This window comes from Actinoplanes sp. NPDC051861 (assembly GCF_040681145.1).
GTDB lineage: Bacteria > Actinomycetota > Actinomycetes > Mycobacteriales > Micromonosporaceae > Actinoplanes.
Genome location: NZ_JBFAYE010000031.1, coordinates 35,840 through 50,467, shown reverse-complemented (window position 1 = coordinate 50,467; position 14,628 = coordinate 35,840). Strand labels below are relative to the sequence as shown.

General features: G+C 71.2%; 14 protein-coding genes. 5 read left to right on the top strand and 9 right to left on the bottom strand.

Annotated elements, in window-relative coordinates:
* The first annotated feature begins 108 nt into the window (after positions 1-108).
* Positions 109-651, top strand: coding sequence for a QsdR family transcriptional regulator (locus AB0M02_RS43640; RefSeq protein ID WP_364238408.1), 543 nt, complete (start codon positions 109-111; stop codon positions 649-651).
* Here the strand turns inward: AB0M02_RS43640 and AB0M02_RS43635 are convergent.
* Together AB0M02_RS43635 and AB0M02_RS43630 are read right to left on the bottom strand one after the other, a co-directional pair.
* On the bottom strand, positions 643-3,789 hold the full coding sequence (locus AB0M02_RS43635) for a penicillin acylase family protein (RefSeq protein ID WP_364238407.1): 3,147 nt from the start codon (positions 3,787-3,789) through the stop codon (positions 643-645). The genes AB0M02_RS43640 and AB0M02_RS43635 overlap by 9 nt on opposite strands.
* A 175-nt stretch (positions 3,790-3,964) precedes the next feature.
* Complete coding sequence (locus AB0M02_RS43630; protein ID WP_364238446.1) at positions 3,965-4,339, bottom strand: hypothetical protein; 375 nt, start codon at positions 4,337-4,339, stop codon at positions 3,965-3,967.
* Between the two features lie 120 nt (positions 4,340-4,459).
* Here AB0M02_RS43630 and AB0M02_RS43625 point away from each other — a divergent pair, with 120 nt between their 5' ends.
* Complete coding sequence (locus AB0M02_RS43625) at positions 4,460-5,344, top strand: hypothetical protein (protein ID WP_364238406.1); 885 nt, start codon at positions 4,460-4,462, stop codon at positions 5,342-5,344.
* A 10-nt stretch (positions 5,345-5,354) separates the two neighbouring features.
* Here the strand turns inward: AB0M02_RS43625 and AB0M02_RS43620 are convergent, their stop codons facing one another.
* Positions 5,355-6,113: a hypothetical protein gene (locus AB0M02_RS43620; RefSeq protein WP_364238405.1), complete on the bottom strand. Its 759-nt coding sequence runs from the start codon at positions 6,111-6,113 to the stop codon at positions 5,355-5,357.
* Positions 6,110-6,664, bottom strand: a complete 555-nt coding sequence (locus AB0M02_RS43615; RefSeq protein WP_364238404.1) for a sigma-70 family RNA polymerase sigma factor — start codon at positions 6,662-6,664, stop codon at positions 6,110-6,112. Before AB0M02_RS43615 ends, AB0M02_RS43620 begins: the two co-directional genes overlap by 4 nt.
* A gap of 106 nt (positions 6,665-6,770) precedes the next feature.
* Here AB0M02_RS43615 and AB0M02_RS43610 point away from each other — a divergent pair, with 106 nt between their 5' ends.
* Positions 6,771-7,343 carry a DUF6817 domain-containing protein gene (locus AB0M02_RS43610; protein WP_364238403.1) on the top strand — a complete coding sequence of 191 codons (573 nt, stop codon included), beginning with the start codon at positions 6,771-6,773 and terminating at the stop codon, positions 7,341-7,343.
* Positions 7,344-7,436: 93 nt separating this feature from the next.
* Here AB0M02_RS43610 and AB0M02_RS43605 read toward each other — a convergent pair whose 3' ends face one another.
* From AB0M02_RS43605 to AB0M02_RS43595, 3 genes are read right to left on the bottom strand one after another with little or no spacing between them, the layout of a single operon-like run.
* Positions 7,437-9,395 carry a methyl-accepting chemotaxis protein gene (locus tag AB0M02_RS43605; RefSeq protein WP_364238402.1) on the bottom strand — a complete coding sequence of 653 codons (1,959 nt, stop codon included), beginning with the start codon at positions 9,393-9,395 and terminating at the stop codon, positions 7,437-7,439.
* Positions 9,396-9,426: 31 nt separating this feature from the next.
* Entirely contained in the window at positions 9,427-10,494 is a 1,068-nt protein-coding gene (locus AB0M02_RS43600) for a hypothetical protein (protein ID WP_364238401.1), read from the bottom strand.
* Positions 10,495-10,496: 2 nt separating this feature from the next.
* Complete coding sequence (locus AB0M02_RS43595; RefSeq protein WP_364238400.1) at positions 10,497-11,021, bottom strand: sigma-70 family RNA polymerase sigma factor; 525 nt, start codon at positions 11,019-11,021, stop codon at positions 10,497-10,499.
* Between the two features lie 109 nt (positions 11,022-11,130).
* On the opposite strand from AB0M02_RS43595, the gene AB0M02_RS43590 reads away from it, so the two are divergent.
* Entirely contained in the window at positions 11,131-11,661 is a 531-nt protein-coding gene (locus tag AB0M02_RS43590; RefSeq protein WP_364238399.1) for a sigma-70 family RNA polymerase sigma factor, read from the top strand.
* On the top strand, positions 11,658-12,362 hold the full coding sequence (locus tag AB0M02_RS43585) for a hypothetical protein (RefSeq protein ID WP_364238398.1): 705 nt from the start codon (positions 11,658-11,660) through the stop codon (positions 12,360-12,362). Before AB0M02_RS43590 ends, AB0M02_RS43585 begins: the two co-directional genes overlap by 4 nt.
* Here the strand turns inward: AB0M02_RS43585 and AB0M02_RS43580 are convergent, their stop codons facing one another.
* A complete protein-coding gene (locus tag AB0M02_RS43580; protein ID WP_364238397.1) occupies positions 12,363-13,772 on the bottom strand; it encodes a diguanylate cyclase in 1,410 nt (469 codons plus the stop codon). It lies immediately after the preceding gene.
* Positions 13,773-13,856: 84 nt separating this feature from the next.
* The gene (locus AB0M02_RS43575; RefSeq protein WP_364238396.1) at positions 13,857-14,621 is read right to left on the bottom strand and encodes an arylamine N-acetyltransferase; all 765 of its coding nucleotides are present in this window, start codon (positions 14,619-14,621) and stop codon (positions 13,857-13,859) included.
* Between the last annotated feature and the right edge of the window lie 7 nt (positions 14,622-14,628).

The following is a 14,628-nucleotide window of genomic DNA, read 5'->3' as shown; positions in this document are numbered from 1 at the left end:
ATAGCCGAGGATCGATGTCAAGAGCCGGATTGATATTTCCGGGGCCGCGATACGTATCACCACACGCGAGCTCATTCTTGGGGAGTGCCCTTGCCAGCGAACCGGCGTGTGATCGAACCGGATGCGTTGCTGCGCGGAGCGGCAATGCATTATCTGAAGCATTCAACGATCGACATGGATCTGCTCGCGAGTGAATTGGCGATCAGCCGCGCCACGCTCTACCGGGCGGTCGGCAGCCGCGACGCGCTTCTCGGCGATGTGTTCTGGGCGATCGGCCGGATATTCCTCGCCGAGGCCGGCGGTGAGGCGGGCGGAACGGGGGCGGAACGGGTCATCGAGGTCTCCCGCCAATTCGCCGAACTGATGTCCACGGCCCAGCAGTTGAAACAGTTCGTCGCGGCCGAGCCGCAGACCGCCGCGCGGGTGCTGCTGACGTCGGCCACCGAGGTGCACCACCGGGCCGTGGACGCCCAGCTGGAGATATTCACGGCGTCCGGCCTCACCGGCGAGCCGGAGGAGATGCGGCGGCGCGCGTTCCTCTACGTGCGGCTGATGGAATCGGTCGTCTACAGCGACCTGCTCGGCCTGCCCGAATTGAATTTCGAGCAGGCCGAGCCGGCCTTGCGGGCGCTGCTGGAGGAATCAGCGTGAATACAGTTCGACCTCATAGAGGGAAAGGCCGTACTGGGTCGCACGGGTGACGCCGACCAGGCGGACATAGCGGGCGGTTGCCGCGGGGAAGGCAACGTTGTCCACACCGCCGTTCCCTCCGGTCACGGCAATCGCCGGGGTCCAGGTGCTGCCATCGGTCGAGGTCTCTATACGGTACGCCGACGCGTACGCCGATTCCCACGACAACGTCATCCGCGCGACCGTCGTGGCGGCACCCAGATCGACCCGGATCCACTGCCCGTCGGCCCACGAGCTCGCCCACCGGGTGGACGGGTTGCCGTCGACCGCGTTCGCCGCGCCGTTCCCCGACTGCGTGCTGGACGCCGTGACCGCCTTCCCGGCTGCCAGGTTCGCGATGGTGTCCCCGCGCTTCGCCGGGAACGACACGACCTGCTGATACGTCGGCCGGTTCTGCCACGCGATCAGGTCGTGGCCGATCCCGCCGAGCGGCGAGTGCAGGATCGCGTCCGCACACCACTGGTTGCCGGCCGCACAGTGCTCGTCGGCCGGATACGTGGTGGCGGCCGGTTCGGCGATCGCGGCCGACAGGCTGGTGAGCAGGGCGCTGCGGCAGGCGCTGACCGAGCCGTTGCCGCAGTACTTCGTGGACCAGTTCGGGACCGTGTCGCCGAGGACCGCGCGCAGGTCCTTGTCGACGTAACCCCACCAGCCGTACTGGAACGAGGAGCCCTTGTGACCCTGCGCGGTGTTCGCCGAGTGCGGCAGATCGGAGACCGGCCCGGTCTGCTTGCCGGAGGGCGACTCGTTGATCTGCAACGTGTCCACCATCGCGTCGAACAGCCCGGTGCCCATGCCGGTCGCGAACTGTGCCTGGACCAGGCGCGGCCACCAGGCGTCGAAGATGCGGATCGCGTCGGCGTCCGCGTACACCTTGCTGTTTGTGTTTGTCTCCTTGCGCAACGCCCCGCCGGACAGCCAGGTGCGCAGCTTGGCCACCGCGGCGGCCTGGGTGGTGTCGGTGACCGTGGCGGTGTCGATCATCCGGAGCAGGACCGGCAGCACCTCCTTTCCGCGCAGATCGGTGAGCCCGGCCTGCTGGACGACCTTCAGCAGCGACGCCCGGTCGTATTTCGTGCCGGCCGCGATGCCGGCCTTGAGCGGAACGTCGAGCAGGTCGGCACGGTGCACCGAGCTGAAGCTGAAGTTGCCGTCGGCCGCCGAGTAACCGGCCGCCTGCTTGTTGTTCCAGCTGACGAAGTAGTCCTGGTTGACCGCCTGCACGTGCGCGGAGGCGGGACGCAGACCGGTCCACTCGTTCGCGGCCTCACCCCAGACCGGCAGGTTCGGATCGGCGGTGGCGGGGCGCACGGGCTCGGAGCCGGAGGTGAACATCGCGGTGTCGGTCGAGTTGACGTAGAACCAGTTGAACGCGAAGACGATGTTCGAGGCCGAGTTGGCGAACGCGGCCGGCGTGCCCATCTGCGCGGGCTCGTTGAACATCTGGAAGCCGATCGCGGAGTCGGCCTCGTAGCCGTACGTCGAGCGCAGACTGGTGAAGGCGACCGGGACCCCGCCGGACAGCCCGCGCCAGGTGACCAGGCCGTACCGGCTGCGCAGCACAGTGAGCCGATACGACCCGGCCGGGGTGGAGTCGGCCGTCGTGGGCGCCCACGAGTTCGTCCGGGTCAGGCTCTCGAACGGCGTGCACACCCCGCGATACAGATAGCTCGTCGAGGTCAGGGTGGCGGCGCTGCCGTCGGGGTTGCAGAGGCGGACCGCGTACGTGTCGGTGATGTCCTGCACCGACGAGGTGGCGCTCCAGGCGTAGTCGGGACCGCGCCCGAGCAGCGTGTAGAGGTTGAGCCCGCTGAACGCGACACCCCGGCTGCTGATCCCCGGGCCCTGCAGTTCCTGGAGCATCAGCAGTTGGGGCGCGAAGTACCCGGTCTGCGGCCCGAAGACGGCGACCGGGTGCCCGGTGGCGGAGTGCGCCGCGCTGACCACGGCCGCGTTCGACATGCCCTGATGCGCGCTGTTGATCCGCAGGGAGATCCGGCTCTGCCCGGTGACACCGGTGGCCGCCGAGCCCGTCCGGTCGTACACCAGAGGTTCGGGAGTCGCGCTCTCCGGCATGGCGACACCGGACGCACCCGGGTTGCCACCGCCATACGGGAACGACTGTCCGTTGTGCAGCGTGAGCACCGCCTCCGGGTCGTTCTGCGCCCGGAACTGCTGCCACACCTGGTCGCCGGCCGTGGCGCCGTACTTGGCCCGCGCCGCGATCCGCACCAGCGCGGACTGCATCTCGGTGCCGCCGCCACCGCCGAACAGGCCGCCGATCACCCCGCCGATCGCGATCAGATCGGTGGCCACGAAGTCCTCCGGCCCGCCGGCGTTGGTGACCGAGTCGAGGTGGCCGGTGAGCACGTACTCGCCGGGGCAGTCGCGGGCCGCCATGCAGTCGTCGATGTACCTGTTGATCCCGGCCAGGTACTGCTGGACGTCGTCGTAGAGCTGCGCGCCACGCGTACCGGAAGCGCGCAGCCGGTCGATCTGGGCCTGCAGGTCGGCCTCGGTGTACGGCGAGGTGCGCCAGACGCTCTGCTCCAGGTCACGGTTGCCCTCGGCGCCACCGGCGAAGCCCGTGAGGCTGCCGCGGGCCACGTGGCGCATCAGGTCCATCAGGAACAGCCGGTCCTGCGCTCCGGCGTAACCAGCGCCGAACATCGTCCCGGCGCGGGTGGTGCCGGTGATGTGCGGGACGCCGAGCTTCCTGTCGCGCACGATCGTGACGTCCGAGCGGGGTGTCTTCGTGCTCGCGACGTCGTTCGCGGCGACACCGTACGAGGCGTCGTTGAAGAAGCCGTTGATCTGCTGCGGGGTCAGGCCGGTGTAGCTGTAGGTCAGGTTGGCGTACGGGGCGAGCTGGTTGTCGGAGTTCGGCGGCATCGAGCCGAACGCCTGGTGAGCCAGGATCTGGGCGAGATCCGCGTCGCCGTTCTGTCCCGGCGGCAGGATGTCGGAGCACTCGCCGAGGCAGTAGTCGTTGGTCGCGAACGCGGCGGTGGCGGCCGGTTCGCTCGTGGTCGCTGCGGCCACCGAGATCAGGAGGGAGGCGGTGAGGACGGTGCTGACCTGGGCAAAGCGTCGGCGCATGGGGAATCCCTTCGGGGAACGCTCGGACGCGAAAAATGTTCATAGATATTAAAACTTCGATGTCTGCCGAGGCCAGGGCCGGCTTTTCAGTGCCGGCTTTTCAGGGCCGGCTTCGCAGGGACAACGAGAAGGCCGCGCAGCGTCGTGCCGCGCGGCCTCAGTGGTCGATTTGGGCTCAGTTGGGCGTGAACAGCCCCTGGATGCCGACGACGATCGCGATGATCCCGAAGATCGCGAGGAGCAATGCCCGGCCCGTCGGCCCGTCGCCGCTGTCCGCGGGCTTGCGACCGGTGATCCGGTCCCAGAGCAGCGCCAGCCCGACGCCGATGCCCACCACCTCGAAGTGGAACAGGTGCGGCCCGGAGGTGAGGTGCACGATCAGGTAGTAACCGCCCGCCACCAGCGCCAGCACGCCGATCAGCCAGGCCCACCGCCCGATCCGGTCGGCGAACCTACCGATCTCGTAACCGACCGCGGGCAACTGCCGCAGCAGCGGAACGGCGAGCAGCAGCCCACCCAGGATGTTGACGAGGTCGAGCAGCAGAGCCATCACGACGCCGGTCCTCTCGCAGAGATGGATCAAGAGCGTAGCGCGTTGTGGGAGCGATCCCATCGGCGCCCGCGAAGACCTTTCCAGGGGCGGCGGGCGCCAAACCCGTACGCTCTCGCCGTGCGTACCACTCCCTCCCCGCCGGTCGACGTGGCCGCGCTGTTGCCGGACCTCGCCCCGCTCGCCCGGACCACCGTGCGGCTGCACCCGCGCCCCGGAGACCCGGCCGCGGGGGAGAGCTCACTGGGCGGGCCGCTGCTGTGGCCGGCCGGCGAGCCCTGGCCGATGTGCGACGGCCCGAAGGGGTACGACCACTTCGACGAGCCGGCCGAGGCGGAGGTCCCGCTCGCGCCGGTGTTGCAGATCCTCGCCGAGGACGTGCCGGAACTGCCGTTCCCGGACGATGCCGACGTGCTGCAGGTGCTGTGGTGCCCGTTCGACCACGAGCCGTTCTCCTCGCCGCGGCCGCAGGTGCGCTGGCGTCGCCGGTCGGAGATCGGTGAGGTGCTCGCCGTGACGCCGGCACCGGACGAGGAGGCGCAGGAGCGCCACCTTCCGGACCCCTGCGTGCTGCACCCGGAACGCGTGGTGGAGTACCCGTCGTGGGACCTGCCGGACGAACTGTGGGACGAGATCGCGCGCATGGACGAGGCGACCGGTGAGTCCTACGAGAACGACCTGTCCGTCGCCTCCGGGACGAAGATCGGCGGCTACCCCGGCTGGACCCAGAACCCGCATTGGCCCGTGTGCGAGTGCGGTTCCCGGATGGAGCATCTGCTCACGGTGGCGAGCTGGGAGTTCAGCCGCGGCGACGAGAAGCGCTGGATCCCGGTGGAGGACCGGCCCGCGATGGCCGGCTGGACCTGGGACGCCGCCGACGACCACCCGTCCAAGCCGATCCAGAACCCGGCCGGCCTGATGCTCGGTGACGTCGGCGGCATCTACCTCTTCATGTGTGTGACGTGCCCGCAGCGCACGGTGGATTACCGCTTCGACTGCTCCTGACCTCCGGCGGTCAGTTGCCGCGCCAGCCGCGGGCATCGCGGATCACGGTGCCGTCGCGCAGGGTGATGTCGAAGGTCATGATGTCGTATGCGTCCGCGCCGTCACCCGCCATCGCCGGCCCCGGCCACCACGCCGCGTACCGGCCGTCGCGGACGGTGGCCTCCACGGTGAACTCACCGGCGTGGACCGTCACGCCGGTGACGTCCGCGCCGACCGTGCCGTTGGTGATCGACGCGTCGCCGAAGTCGGCGAGTGCGCCCTCGGTGTACTCGCGGGCGGGCGGGCGGACCATCGGGCCGGAGCTGCCGCCGGCGCCCCAGTTCACGTCGTCGACGTCGTCCGAGCCGGGCAGGTTGTGGGCGAGGCAGGCGCCGGAGATGTCCGGGTTGTCGTTGACGTAGAGCAGGACCGCGTACTCGCCGCGGCGTTCGGCCAGGACGATCCGCGCGCGGGAGAGGTCGAACGGGCCGCGGCCGAGGTCCTTCTTGCAGACCGGGCCGATCAGCGCGACCTCGGCGTCGGTGAGTGCGGCGGGCACCGGCGTCCAGGAGGCGTAGGAGCGGCCGCCGGGAAGGACGACGGCGGCCGCGGCGACCGCCGCGACCCCGAGGGCGGCGGCACCGATCAGGAGCGGGCGGCGCAGCGGCCGGCGGGTGACGGGAGCGGCTTCGGTCGCCAGGATCCGCTCGAGGGTGCCCGCGGCACGCTCGTGGTCGGCGTCGGTCAGTGGCTGTGCGGCGTCGAGGGCGCGCAGGTCGGAGAGGTTCACGACGGGTTCTCCATCCGGAACTCGAGGATGGCCGGCGACTCGGGCACCGGCGCGAGGTGGCGGCGCAGTGCGCGGCGGGCGCGCAGCAGTCGCAGCCGGTAGGACGCGGCGGTGATGCCCAGGACACGCGCCGCCTGAGGGGAGGTCAGGTCGTCGAAGACGGTCAGGGCGAGCGTCTCCTGCTCACCGGGTGTCAGCTGCCGCCACGCGGCGACCAGGTCGAGCCGGCCGGCCGCCGCCTCGTCCTCGAGCGTCTCGGGCGGCGCGATGCCGGCGAGCGCGACGCGCACCGCCAGGGCGTCCTGCCGCCCCAGCCCGCGCCGGGTGTTGAGCAGGCAGTGCCGGGCAATGCCGAAGAGCCAGGCCCGGACGTCGCCGGGCTGGCGCGGCGACTCCTCCAGGCGGCGCCAGGCCACCAGGAACGCGTCGGCGGCGACGTCCTCGGCGTGACTTTGCGGGACGCGGCGCTGGGCGAAACGCAGCACGTCGGCGTAGGTGTCGGCGTAGAGCGCCCGGAACCGGGCCTCTCGGTCGGGCTTCAGTGTCCTCACACCCCATACCTGTCCGGCGGCGCCCCGCCTGTTACGCACCGATTGTGACCGAGAGCGCACGCTCCGGGGCGGCGCTTTGGCGCCGTCTGCTCCTAGGGTGCCTGGTATGGGGACTGACGTGCGCGAATGGCTGAGGCAATGTGGAACCGAGACGGTCCGGCACCCGGGCGGAACGCTGTTCGCCCACCTGTGCCGGGTCCAGGAGCGGCTCGCCGGGTTCGGCCACGACGAGGACGTGCAGGCGGCCGGGCTGACCCACGCGGCGTACAGCACCGACGGCTTCGACCTGGCGCTGGTCTTCTGGCAGGACCGGGACCGGCTGCGTGACCTGATCGGTGTTCCGGCCGAGGAGCTCGTCTACCTCTACGGCGCGTGCGACCGGGACCGGACGTGGGAGCGGCTCGCCGAGACGAGGCAGGTCACCAACCGCTTCACCGGCGACGTCCACAAGCTCACCGATGCTCAGCTCACCCCGTTCGTCGACCTGAGCATTGTCAATGAGCTGGACGTCTTCGACCAGACCCCCGAGATCCTCAGCCGCAACATCGGATATTTCCGGAAATTGTTTACCGCCTGGGAGCCGATGGCCTCGACCCCCGTCGCGGCGGAGGTCCGCAAAGCCCTGTCCCGCCAGCAACGGCAACAACCGAGTCGTCCACCCACCCAGACGCGGAGATGAACGGACATCGAAGCGGCGTGCTGACGGGTTGCCTGTGGGGGAACAGCTGGCGTCGAAAGCCACCGTCACCGAGGTCCACCGCGTCCGGGCGGGTCAGTAGCGGAACGCGCCGACCAGGCTCGTCAGATCAGCCGCCAGCTGGGAGAGATTCGCCGCGGCCTGCTGCGTGGTACGGGCGCCGTCGGCGGTCGAGGCCGCCACGTGGGCAACGCCGGTGATCGTACGCGCGACGTCCCCGCTGTTGGCCGCCGCGTCCGTGACGGTCCGGCTCATCTCCGCCGTCGTGGCCGTCTGCTCCTCCACCGCCGACGCGATCGTCGTCGTGTAGTCACCGATCTGCGTGATGACCTGCGCGATCTCGCCGATCGCGGCCGCCGCCGAGTCGCTGGACGACTGGATCGCGGTGATCCGCGCGGTGATCTGCTCGGTCGCCTGAGCCGTCTGCTGCGCCAGCTCCTTCACCTCGCCCGCCACCACCGCGAAGCCCTTGCCCAGCTCACCGGCCCGCGCCGCCTCGATGGTCGCGTTCAGGGCCAGCAGGTTCGTCTGCTCCGCGATGCTGGTGATCAGCCGGACCACCTCGCCGATCTCGTTGCTGGCCGCGCCGAGTTCGGCGACCTGCCCGTTGGTGCGCTCGGCGATGGTCACCGCCTGCGCCGCCACCTGGGCCGCCTGGGTGGCGTTCGAGGAGATCTCGGCGATCGACGCGCTCATCTGCTCGGCACCCGCCGCGATCGCCTGCACACCGGCGTTGACCTGTTCGCTCGCAGCGCTCGCCGAACCGGCCTGCTCGGAGGCCCCGGTGGCGCCGGACTGCAGGCGCCCGCTGACCTCGTTGAGCTCCTGGGCCGCCGCCGCGAGCGTGCCGGTGGACCCGGCGATGCCCCGGATCGTGGTGGCCACCTTGTCGACGAACCGGTTGAAGGCGGCCGCCAGCTGACCGGCCTCGTCGTCGCGGGCGGCGTCGACCCGCAGCGTCAGGTCACCGTCGCCGTCGGCGATCTCGGCCATCCGGTCGCGGAGCCGCTCGATGGGCCGCACGATCGTCCGGGCCACGAAGAACGCGACGGTCCCGGCGACCAGCATGGCCACCAGGGTCAGCACGATGCTGAGCCGGCCGGTGGCGTTCGCCGCCTCCAGGACCGACGCGGTCGGCACCGTGACCACCAGCGACCACGTGTCCACCGCGCCGAGCCGCAGCCGCGCGGCGATCCAGAGGGTCTCCTCACCGTCGTCGGTCACCCGCCGGCTGGTCTCCTGCTCCGACTGCGCGGACCGGGCGGCCAGCGCGATGACGTCCTCCGGCACCGCCTGCCCGGCCTTGCTCACGTCACCGCCGGCCACCAGCAGCCCGGCGGTGCTGAGCAGGATCGCCGTACCGGTGCCGAACGGCCGCACCTCGCCGACCAGGCCCTGCAGCATGGCCAGCGACATGTCGATGCCCGCGACACCGACGACCTTCCCGTTCACGGTGATCGGCGCCGCGATCGAGGTGATCAGCGTGTCGACGCCACCCACCGCGTAGAGGTACGGCTCGATCACCTTCTCCTTGCCGCTGTCGTGCGGCACCAGGTAGTAGTCGCCCGGCCCAGCCTTGTCGTAGTCCACCAGCGGCGAAGAGCTGATCTTGCCGCCCTCGCGGAACCAGTACGGCACGAACCGGCCGGTGGCGTCGTGCCGTACGTCCGCGTTGCGGTGCCGGTTGTCGCGCCCGTCGAACGCGTTGCGGTCCCACCCCGCCCACACCCCCAGATAGTCGGGGTGCGCCTCCAGCAGGGCCCGCATCTCCGCGTTCGCGGCCGACCGGGTCGCACCGGTGGCCGCGTCCGCACCGAGCACACCGGCCAGGTCCCGTGCCGTGCTCAGCCCGGCGAGCAGCGTCTCCTCGATCTCGGCGGCGTTGTGCTTGGCCACCTCGTCGGCGTACGCGAACCCGGTCTCCCGAGCGTCGGACGCGTTCCGGCTGGTGATGTACGTGACGACCGCGGCCATCGCGACGACCAGCATCACCACCATGGAGGCGATGACGCGCACCTTGATCGTGATCCGCACAACCGGCTCTTCGGCAGGTCCCCGTAGGGACTTAGCGCTCGGTGAACAGGGTCAGGTAGTGCTCGCCCTCGCCCACGTCGTAGACAGCGCCCCGGATCATGTCGTCGTCCACCCAGCTCACCGAGACGTACGGCTGGTCCTTGCGCCCGCCGGTGCCGTCGATCGGCCGGTCGGCCAGGACCGCTCCGGAGGAGACGTCGAGCAGCGCCACGCCCATCCCGTCCTCGGGGTCCGGGTTCGTGTAGACCATCGCGACCTTGGAGCCGTCCGGGGAGAACCTCAGCAGGGACAGCGCGGAGCACCGCTTGAACGGGATCCACGTGCCGGTGGGGCCGGTGATCTCGTGCACCGCCAGGTCGCAGGAGTCCTGGGCGCGGGGCGTGACGAGCCGCCCGGCGGCAACGTCGGCCACCGGGCCCGGCAGTTCCTCATCGATCAGCGTCCGTTCCCTGCCGGAGGCGAGGTCGTGCTCGACGAACCCGGCCGGGCGCGACAGGTAGGCGACCCGGTCGGTCGCGCCGAGCAGGGCCACCCCCTCGCCCTTGCGGCGGATGTCGCGCTGCAACTCGACGTCACCGTCCGCGCTCACCACGACCAGGTTGAACTCGACACCCTCGACGTCGGGCCCATCGGTACGCTTCTTCCCCGGCATCGTGTCGTGGGAGCCGAGCGCCACGAAGCTCCCGTCCGCCCGGTCGACGAAGCTGTCCCAGCCATCCGCCCCTAAAACCGGATAAGTACGGATTTTTCCACTCATATCGACTTCAGCGATCCTGCCCTCGATCGCCACCGGACCGCTCTCCAATGTCCGATAAGTCCCGTTGGCCCCGCGTAGGAAGAGCCGCTGGGCGGGCCCGACAGACGACGACGGGGCCGGAGCAGGAGTCGCCGGCGGCAGCACCGCTTCCGGCCGCCGCACCGCCACACCCACCCCCGCCAGGGTCAGCAGCACCGCAACACCGGCGAACCCCGACACCACCCGCCGATCACGCCGCCGCCGGACCCGCCGCCGCACCTCCCCGAGGTCGGCTCCGTAACCCGGCCGGGCCTCCGCCACGGCCCGGACCGCACTCTCGATCTCCACCGGAATCCGGTCCATGGTCACTCCTCCACTCTCAGGGCACGCCGCAGGTCCGCGAGCGCGCGGGACAACCGGCTCTTGACGGTGCCCTCGCTGATCCCGAGCGCCGCCGCCGTCTCCGCCGTGGAGAGGTCCAGCAGGATCCGGCAGACCACGACGGCACGCTGCGGCCGGGGCAGCCGCGCCAGGCACTGCTCGGCGACCACCGCGTCCTCGGCCACGCCCGGTGGACCCGCCACGTCGTCGTCCGATCCCGGCGCCCGTTCCCGGCGAACCTTCCGCCACCACGAGGTCGCCCAGTTCAGCCCCACGCGGAAGACCCATCCGGCCGGGTTGTCCAGCTCGCGTACCGCCGGCCAGCGCGTGTAGGCACGCGCCATGGCCTCGGCCATCGCCTCCCCCGCCAGGTCGTCGCGGCGCAGCGTCACCGCGAGCGCCCGATAGACGCGGTCCGCGTTGGCCCGGTAGAAAGCCTCGAAATCGCCCTCGCCGGCCGCCTCCGCGGCCTCCTCGGACTCCGCGACCCCGCCGGTGGTCACTCTCACCGATCCCCTCATGCTCCGTACACGCATGGGCACGGCAGGCGGTTCCCGCAAGCTTGACGAAGATGTACGCGTAAACGCGCGCCCCGGCCGGACATTACGTGGTGTGAGAGTGAAGCAGACGCCCGACGAACAGCTCGTCCTGTTGTGGACCGAGCATGCACCGCGCGTGCTGGCCTACGCGTCCCGGCACGTCGACGCGGACACCGCTCAGGACGTCGTCTCGGAGACCTTCCTGACCGCGTGGCGCCGCCTGGCCGCCGTACCCGACGACGCGCTGCCCTGGCTGCTCGTCGTCGCCCGCAACACGATCGCCAACCAGCGCCGCTCCGGCCGCCGGCAGCAGCGCCTGGCCGCACAGATGGAACGCCTGCGGCAGATCACCGAACCCGCGCCCGCCGCCGACGTCCTCGCCGCCGAACGCGCCGCCGTGCTGGACGGCCTGGCCGCCCTCACCCCGCGCGAACGCGAGGCGCTCCTGCTGATCGCCTGGGACGGCCTGGAGCCGGCCCAGGCCGCGCGGGTCGCCGGCTGCTCCCTGCCCACCTTCCACGTCCGCCTCTACCGCGCCCGCCGCCGGTTGCAGGCCGCCACCGCACCCGCTTCCCCAGACCTCGCCACCCGGACGGAGACGACCGCATGAACACCACCGACGACCCGATCGACGTCCTGCGCCGGCTCAAGCCCGCCCCCGCCCTGGACCCGGCCGCCCTGGACCGGCTGCTCGCCGAGGCCGCGCACACGCCGCCCGCGAAACGGCGCGCCACGACGAAGATCGCTCTGACCGCCGGCCTGCTCGTCTCCGGCGTGGCGGTGGCCGGCGCGACCGGCATGCTGCCGCACGCCTTCACCGACTCGCTGTCGTTCTGGCACTCCGAGACCCGGGGCGGGGTCAGCGCCGGCAACGGCCACCGGGTGGCGCAGCAGCCCGGCCCCGGCGGCCGGGTCCTGACCGTCTGGTCGGCCACCGCCGCCGACGGCACCACGTGTGTCTCCGCGCTCTACGAGACAGCCGGCCCGCTCGACCGCCCGGCACCCGCCGACTTCCACTCCGCGGGCGGCCAGTGCACACCGGCGACCGGCCCGGCGGAACCGTTCGGCAACACGGGCGGCTCGTCCGAACCGGACGGCGTCCACACGATGTGGGTCTCCGCCGGCGACGCCGTCACCGCCGAGCTGAAGCTGGCCGACGGCACGACCCGCCCGGCTCTCGCGGCGGCCGGCCTGTTCTTCTGCTGGTACACCGCCGGCCCGTCGGACGAACCGCCGGTCCTGGTGGGCCACGACAAGCGGGGCCGGAAGACCGGTTCGATCCCGATGCCGAACCTCTCCCGCCCCCGCTGATCAGCTCGGGCGGCCGGTCTGCACCAGCCGGCGGGTCGGGGGCGCCACCTCGAAACCGTGCGCCCCGGCCCGCTTGGCCTCGTACATCGCCAGGTCGGCACGCCGCAGCAGCTCGCCCGCCCCGGAGCCCGGCGACGACACCGCGACGCCGATGCTCGCCCGGATGGGCAGTTCCAGACCGGCGAAGACCACCGGGTCGCTGAGGCCGGCGAGGATCCGCTCCGCCGCCTGCTCCGCGCACCCGTTGGGCCACGGGATGATCACGCCGAACTCGTCGCCGCCGAACCGGCCGACCGTCGCGCCGCGCGGTGACCACCGCCCGAGGATCTCGGCCGCCTTGATCAGCAGGGCGTCGCCGGCCTCGTGCCCGTACGAGTCGTTGATCTGCTTGAACCCGTCCAGGTCGACGAAGAGCACCGCCGTCTCGCCGGCCGCGCACGCCGCGTCCAGGGTCCGGCCGAACGCCTCCCGGTTCACCAGCCCGGTCAGCGCGTCGTGGGTGGCCGCGTGCGCGAGCCGCTGCTGGCTGGTCTTGCGGTCGTGCACGTCCCGCACGTTGATCAGGTGGCCGAGCACGTCGGGGTCGCTGGTCAGGTCGCGGATCGTCGCCTCGGTCCAGCGGTAGGTGCCGTCGGCGGCGCGTACCCGGATCTCGGCCGGCACCAGCTGCGCGCCGGGGCCGGGCGCCTCCTGCAGGAGCCGCACCGCGTCCGCCCTGTCCTCCGGGTGCACCCAGTCCCGCAGCGCCGCCACGTCGATCTTGTCGGGGTCGAGGCCGGAGAGGTTCCGGATGGCCGGGCTGACGTAGTTCACGGTCCCGTCGAGCTGGTAGATCGCGAAGACGTCGGCGGAGTCGTTGATCAGCGCCCGGTAGCGCCGCTCGGTCGCCCGCGAGGTCACCTGCGCCTCGCGCCGTTCCACGTCGGTGATGCCGATGGTGCGGATCAGCAGCGCGGACAGGACCATCGCGCCCAGCGCACCGAAGTGGACCGCGGGCGAGGCGATGTAGGAGGAGGCCCAGCCGAGCGCGATGGCGGCCTGGCCGGCGAGCGTGCAGACGACGGTCCAGACCACGCCCGCGCGCCACAGGTGCGGCCCGGTGTACCGCATGTGCACCGCCACCGCCATGGTCAGGCCGCACACCATCACCGCGCCCCAGCCGGTGGCGTAGATGAACACCGTGCTGGTGATCAGCAGCAGCGCCATCCGCAGCGTGGCGTGCCGCCGCAGGTCACCGCCGGACAGCCAGCGTTGCACGCCGGGCTGCTGCTGCGCGCCGCCGAGCACGCCCATGAGCAGGCAGAGGAACGGCGCGTCACCGCCGTACCCGGAGAAATACATGGCCAGGTAGGCGACCACCACCACGATCGCTTCGAGGCTGTAGCCGGCCACGGCACGCAGGCGACCCACCGCTGACCTCCCCGACCCCAGGATCTCTTCCACTGCCGTTGATCGGCCGGCACGGGTAGGTCTTGAACGTTTCCGCGGATCTGGTCAGGCGAGCTGCGGCAGGCGGTCCAAGATCAGACCGAAATTCTTACGGTACGCGGAAAGCACGTCCTCCCCGGTTGCCAGCTCCGTCTCGGTCCGCCCGTCACCACCGGTGCGGATGAGCGTCCGCCCGCTGATCGTGATCCGGGCGTCGCCGTCGAGCCGGGTGGCGAGGGGATTCTTCCGGAAGTGCGAGTCCGGGAACGTCTGCTGGTACCAGCACGTCGCCTCGAAGTCGGCGAGCACCCGTACCCGCCGCTCGATCCGATAGCGCCGCGCGCCGTCGGCGAGCACGTCCACGTCGCCGTCCGGGGTGTCCGCCAGCTCGAACCGCCCGCCCGGGTCGGCCTGCTCGGCCCGGTCGGCGAACCGCAGCGGATACGTGCTGTGCGCGCCGAACCCGACGTCCACCAGCCACGGCCCGTCCCCGTCGGCGGTGTCCACGACCAGCAACAGGTGGTCGAAGGGTGGCCCGAGGCGCTCTCCGCCGAACACCCGGGCGGCGAGCCGCTCCACCCGGTAGCCGAGGTTCTCCAGCAGCATCGCGAACAGCCCGTTGAGTTCGTAGCAGAACCCGCCCCGCCGCCTCCGCACGATCTTGTCGAACAGCTCCTGTTCGCCGAGAACGATGCGTTCGCCCAGGTGGATGCTGAGGTTCTCGAAGGGCACCGCGTTCAGATGCGCCCGCTGCAGGTCCCGCAGGTAGGCGGCGCCGGCCCCGGAGGGCTCCGGCATGCCGATCCGGTCGAGGTATGCACTCACGTCCATACGCACA

What these genes read in the sequence shown, in the direction of transcription:
- AB0M02_RS43585 (WP_364238398.1), top strand. Translation starts at nt 11,658, where the DNA reads ATGAACACCACCGACGACCCGATCGACGTCCTGCGCCGGCTCAAGCCC.
- AB0M02_RS43600 (WP_364238401.1), bottom strand. Translation starts at nt 10,494, where the DNA reads ATGGACCGGATTCCGGTGGAGATCGAGAGTGCGGTCCGGGCCGTGGCG.
- AB0M02_RS43630 (WP_364238446.1), bottom strand. Translation starts at nt 4,339, where the DNA reads ATGGCTCTGCTGCTCGACCTCGTCAACATCCTGGGTGGGCTGCTGCTC.
- AB0M02_RS43610 (WP_364238403.1), top strand. Translation starts at nt 6,771, where the DNA reads ATGGGGACTGACGTGCGCGAATGGCTGAGGCAATGTGGAACCGAGACG.
- AB0M02_RS43635 (WP_364238407.1), bottom strand. Translation starts at nt 3,789, where the DNA reads ATGCGCCGACGCTTTGCCCAGGTCAGCACCGTCCTCACCGCCTCCCTC.
- AB0M02_RS43575 (WP_364238396.1), bottom strand. Translation starts at nt 14,621, where the DNA reads ATGGACGTGAGTGCATACCTCGACCGGATCGGCATGCCGGAGCCCTCC.